Origin of the sequence: Sphingopyxis sp. KK2, from assembly GCF_001990265.1 — a bacterium.
Lineage (GTDB): Bacteria > Pseudomonadota > Alphaproteobacteria > Sphingomonadales > Sphingomonadaceae > Sphingopyxis.
On sequence record NZ_LYVN01000221.1, the window covers coordinates 1 to 4051 of the forward strand.

The 4051-nt window shown below is 66.4% G+C and carries 5 protein-coding genes; 3 read left to right on the forward strand and 2 right to left on the reverse strand.

Annotated elements, in window-relative coordinates; all coding sequences use genetic code 11:
• Together B1A78_RS20690 and B1A78_RS20695 are read left to right on the forward strand one after the other, a co-directional pair.
• A partial coding sequence (locus tag B1A78_RS20690; RefSeq protein WP_144037940.1) for a TetR/AcrR family transcriptional regulator occupies positions 1-528 on the forward strand: 528 nt, incomplete at its 5' end.
• 84 nt (positions 529-612) lie between these two features.
• The gene (locus B1A78_RS20695; protein ID WP_077148754.1) at positions 613-1491 is read left to right on the forward strand and encodes an SDR family NAD(P)-dependent oxidoreductase; all 879 of its coding nucleotides are present in this window, start codon (positions 613-615) and stop codon (positions 1489-1491) included.
• 140 nt (positions 1492-1631) lie between these two features.
• Here B1A78_RS20695 and B1A78_RS20700 read toward each other — a convergent pair whose 3' ends face one another.
• Together B1A78_RS20700 and B1A78_RS20705 are read right to left on the reverse strand one after the other, a co-directional pair.
• The gene (locus B1A78_RS20700) at positions 1632-2399 is read right to left on the reverse strand and encodes a sulfite exporter TauE/SafE family protein (protein ID WP_077148755.1); all 768 of its coding nucleotides are present in this window, start codon (positions 2397-2399) and stop codon (positions 1632-1634) included.
• A gap of 127 nt (positions 2400-2526) precedes the next feature.
• Positions 2527-3423, reverse strand: coding sequence for a LysR family transcriptional regulator (locus B1A78_RS20705; RefSeq protein WP_256839655.1), 897 nt, complete (start codon positions 3421-3423; stop codon positions 2527-2529).
• 113 nt (positions 3424-3536) lie between these two features.
• Here B1A78_RS20705 and B1A78_RS20710 point away from each other — a divergent pair, with 113 nt between their 5' ends.
• On the forward strand, positions 3537-3875 hold the full coding sequence (locus B1A78_RS20710; protein ID WP_077148757.1) for a hypothetical protein: 339 nt from the start codon (positions 3537-3539) through the stop codon (positions 3873-3875).
• Positions 3876-4051 lie beyond the last annotated feature (176 nt).

Genomic DNA, 4051 nt, shown 5'->3' on the forward strand with positions numbered 1-4051 from the left:
GTCGCGCGCGACGGGCTGGCCGATACCAATGTCAAGTCGATCGCTGCCGAAGCGGGGGTCAATCCGGGGCTGCTCCATTATCATTTCGCGAGCAAGGACGCGCTGCTCGAGGCCGCGGTGACCGCCGCGTCCGATGCCTATATCGCGGGGCTCGATGCCCTGATCGCGGCGCACCCGCGCGAAAAACTGCTCGATGCCTATATCGCCGACGCCGCCGCCAATCTCGACGCGCATCGTGACCTGTTTCGCGTTCGCCTCTCGCTCGGCGTGCGCGCGATGAACGATGCCGGGCTGGCGGCGCGGCTGGAGGCCGACAATGCCGAGGCGCGCGAGCGGCTGGCACGGATCTTTGCCGCGGGAGCCGGACGCAGCGCGCCCGCCGACATCGACCGGTTGCGCGCGCGGTTGAGCAAGGCGGGGTTCGAGGGGTTGATGCTCGCCTGGCTGTCGCAGCCCGATTTTCCCATGCGCGCCGCCTTTGACGAATGGGTCCGGGGCATGCGCGCGGGGCTGACCGGGCCCGCATAATCCCGTTTTTTCCGTCAGCCCTTGCGCGATGGCGCGTGCACGCTTATTTGGTTGGTCAACCAACCTAATATGGAGGTGCGAGCGATGCATATTGTCATGACCGGGGCGACATCGGGGTTCGGGGCCAATGCGGCGGCGCGGCTCGCGGCGGCCGGGCATCGGCTGACGATCGGTGCGCGTCGGCCCGAGGCGGTCGACGCAGCATGGGAGGCGCGGGCGCTGCCGCTCGATCTCGACGATTTCGCGTCGGTCGATCTTTTCGCCGACGCTTTGGCTGCGGGGCCGGCGATCGATGCGCTTGTCCTCAACGCCGGTTTGCAAACCGCGACGCTCGAAACCACCGCCGCCGGGCACGAACGGACCTTCGCGGTCAACCAGCTCGCGCATTTCCGGCTGCTGCACCGCCTGTTGCCGCATCTCGCGCCCGGCGCGCGGGTGATCCTGACCGGCAGCGGCACGCATGATCCCGCCGAAAAGACCCCGGTGACCCCGCCCGCGCACGCCAGGGCCGAATGGCTGGCCTTTCCCGATCGCGATCCGACGTTGCCCAAGAGCGCTCGTTCGCGGGCGTTCCGGGCCTATAGTTCGTCGAAGCTCGCCAATATCATGACTGCGCGCGAAGTCGCGCGGCGGCGGCCCGACCTGTCGGCGATGAGTTTCGACCCGGGCTATGTGCCGTGGACCGGGCTGGCGCGTGCGAGCGGGACGATCCTGTCGACGCTCGCGAGCCTGATCCTGCCGCTGCTGATGAAGAGCGACCGCAAGAGCAGTGTCGAACTGTCGGGCCAATATCTTGCCGAACTGGCGGCCGATCCGGCCTATGCGGCGGCGCAGGGCGATTATTGGTCGGTGCGGACGCCGGCGCTGGTCAGGATCGCGCCGTCGGAGCTGGCGCGCGACGATGCGGCCTGCGCGACCTTGTGGGACGATTGCGAGGCGTTGCTGGGGTTGGCGAAGGCCTAGCCCGGCCAATCCTCCCCGTTAGAGTGCCGGTTTTGATGGAATCAAAACCGGCACTCTAGATTCTTGTTTTTCCGTGATTTCCGAGTCGTGAAATGTTCCATTTCACTCGAAATCACTCTAGCGGGGAGGATGGCGCCGGATCACATCAGTGCGCGGTACAGCCCGAAGGCGCTGGTCGCGGTCAGCACGACACCGACGAGCGTCAGCATCAGCTTGACCGAGAAGCGCTTCGCCATGATCGCGCCGAGCGGTGCCGCGCACACGCCGCCGATCAGCAGGCCGAGCGTCGCGCCGGCGATGTCGGCAAAGCCCAGCTGGTAGATGAAGGTCGCCGAGACCGCGAGGGTCAGGAAGAATTCGACGCTGTTCACCGTGCCGACGACCTTGCGCGGTTCGGCGCCCTGGACAAGCAGGTTCGAGGTCACGACCGGACCCCAGCCGCCGCCGCCGGCGGCGTCGAGGAAGCCGCCGATCAGGCCGAGCGGCGCGACCACCGTCGGCTTCTGGATCTTGGGCGGATAGAGCAGGCCGCGAATGAGCAGCCAGATGCCGATCGCTACCAGATAGGCCAGCACGAAGGGCTTCACGATATCGGCGTGGAGCGAGGTCAGCACATAGGCGCCGAGCACGCCGCCGGTGACGCCGGGAATGAGCAGGCGCCAGAAAAGCGGCCATTCGATGTTGCGGTGGATCAGGTGGCTGATCCCCGACACCGCGGTGGTGAACACCTCGACGACATGGATGCGCGCCGACGCGGTCGCCGGGGGCACGCCCATCACCGCGACGAGCAGGGTGTTGCAGATGACGCCGAACGCCATGCCGAGCGCGCCGTCGACGAGCTGCGCGGCAAAGCCGATCAGGATGAACGGCCAGATGGCTGACAGGTCGAAGGCGAGTATCTCGTGCATTTAATTTCCCAACCCTTTTAGTTGACAACCTGCTGCCGTGATTCGTCAGATTGCGCCAGAGCAATTTTTCTGCCGCCGGTGAAGGGAATAGTTTCTACGCCCTGTCGAAGCTTGGCTTTGCAGACGGTCAGCTGGTGACGTCGTCGGGCAGATAATCGCGCACATAATCGATGAAGGCGCGCAGCTTGGGCATCACCTGCTTGCGGCTGGGGTAATAGAGGAAAAGCCCCGAGGTCGAACAGGCATAGTCGCCGAGCACCAGTTCGAGGTCGCCCGCCGCCACCTGCGCCTTGACCACCGGTTCGGCGGTCATGCCCATCGCGACCCCGGCATGGACCGCGACCATCATCGCGGTGAAGTCGTTGACGATCACCGGCCCGGTCACCCCGACCTCGATCTCGCGATTCCCTTTCTCGAAGGTCCAGGGCATCAGCGCGCCGCTGCCCATCCGCATCCGCACGCAGCGATGGCTGCGCAGTTCTTCGGGGGTTTCGGGGCGGCCGTGCTTTTCCAGATAGCCCGGGGTCGCGACCGCGACGAAGCGGAACGGCCCGGTGAGGCGCACCGCGATCATGTCGGCATCGAGCGCTTCGCCCATCCGCACCCCGGCGTCGAAGCCGCCGGCGCTGAGGTCGGCGAGCGCGTCCTCGGCGTAGATCTCGAGCTCGATCTCGGGATAGGTTTCGCAAAAGCCCGCGATGATCGGTTCGAACAGCGGCTGCACCGCGCCGCGCATCAAATTGATCCGCAGCCGTCCGGCGGGGCGGTTGCCGAGGTTGCGCGCCGCCTCATAGGCGTCGCCGAGCCCGGCATAGGCCGGCGCGGCGCGTTCGAGGAACATCTCGCCCGCCTGGGTCAGCCCGACGCTGCGCGTGGTGCGCATGAACAGCGGCGCGCCGACGCGCGCCTCGAGGCCCTTGATGATCTGGCTGATGGCGGAGGGGGAGACGCCGAGGTCGGAGGCCGCCGCAGAAAAGCTCCGCCGCTCCGCGACACGGAGGAAGGCTTCGATCCCGTCGAGCACCCCATGGGGGATTGTTAAATCCTGCTTCAAAGCACTTGCAGATTATAGAGGATTATCTATTGGCGCAAGCGCGACTAAAAAGGTTGCACAACGAAACGAAAGGAACCTCTCCCATGACCATTCAGCTCTCCGCTTTCCGCAGCTTCCCGACCGCACTGACGATCGTCGCCGCTTCGGCCCTCGCCTTCACCGGCCTCGTCGCCACCACCTCGCCCGCCTATGCCCAGTCGGCTGCCGACTATCGCTGCGCCGGCCTCGCCGACCAGGCGTCGACCGCCGCCGGCACCGCCGACGCCAGCAAGCAGGCGAACGCCAAGCGCTTCGTCGCGACCGGCAAGAAGCTTTGCGAAGCGGGCAACGAACGCGCCGCCGCCAAGCAGTTCCGCGCCGCGCTCAAGGTTGCCGGCGTTGCCGAAGTCCAGGGCGACAGCCAGATGGCGGCCGCCAACTAAGACAAGCCACAAAGACACCAATCTCCGATCCGTCCTCTCCCTCTCCCCGACGGATCCACCAACTGGGGCGGCACCTGATAACAGGGCCGCCCCGATTTATTTCTGCGCGGCTTTCCCTGTCATCGGGTCGAACCGGCCCTCTGGCATCCCCTCCCTTCGCGGGGCGGGGCGGGGTG

What these genes read in the sequence shown, in the direction of transcription:
- B1A78_RS20695 (WP_077148754.1), top strand. Translation starts at nt 613, where the DNA reads ATGCATATTGTCATGACCGGGGCGACATCGGGGTTCGGGGCCAATGCG.
- B1A78_RS20700 (WP_077148755.1), bottom strand. Translation starts at nt 2,399, where the DNA reads ATGCACGAGATACTCGCCTTCGACCTGTCAGCCATCTGGCCGTTCATC.
- B1A78_RS20710 (WP_077148757.1), top strand. Translation starts at nt 3,537, where the DNA reads ATGACCATTCAGCTCTCCGCTTTCCGCAGCTTCCCGACCGCACTGACG.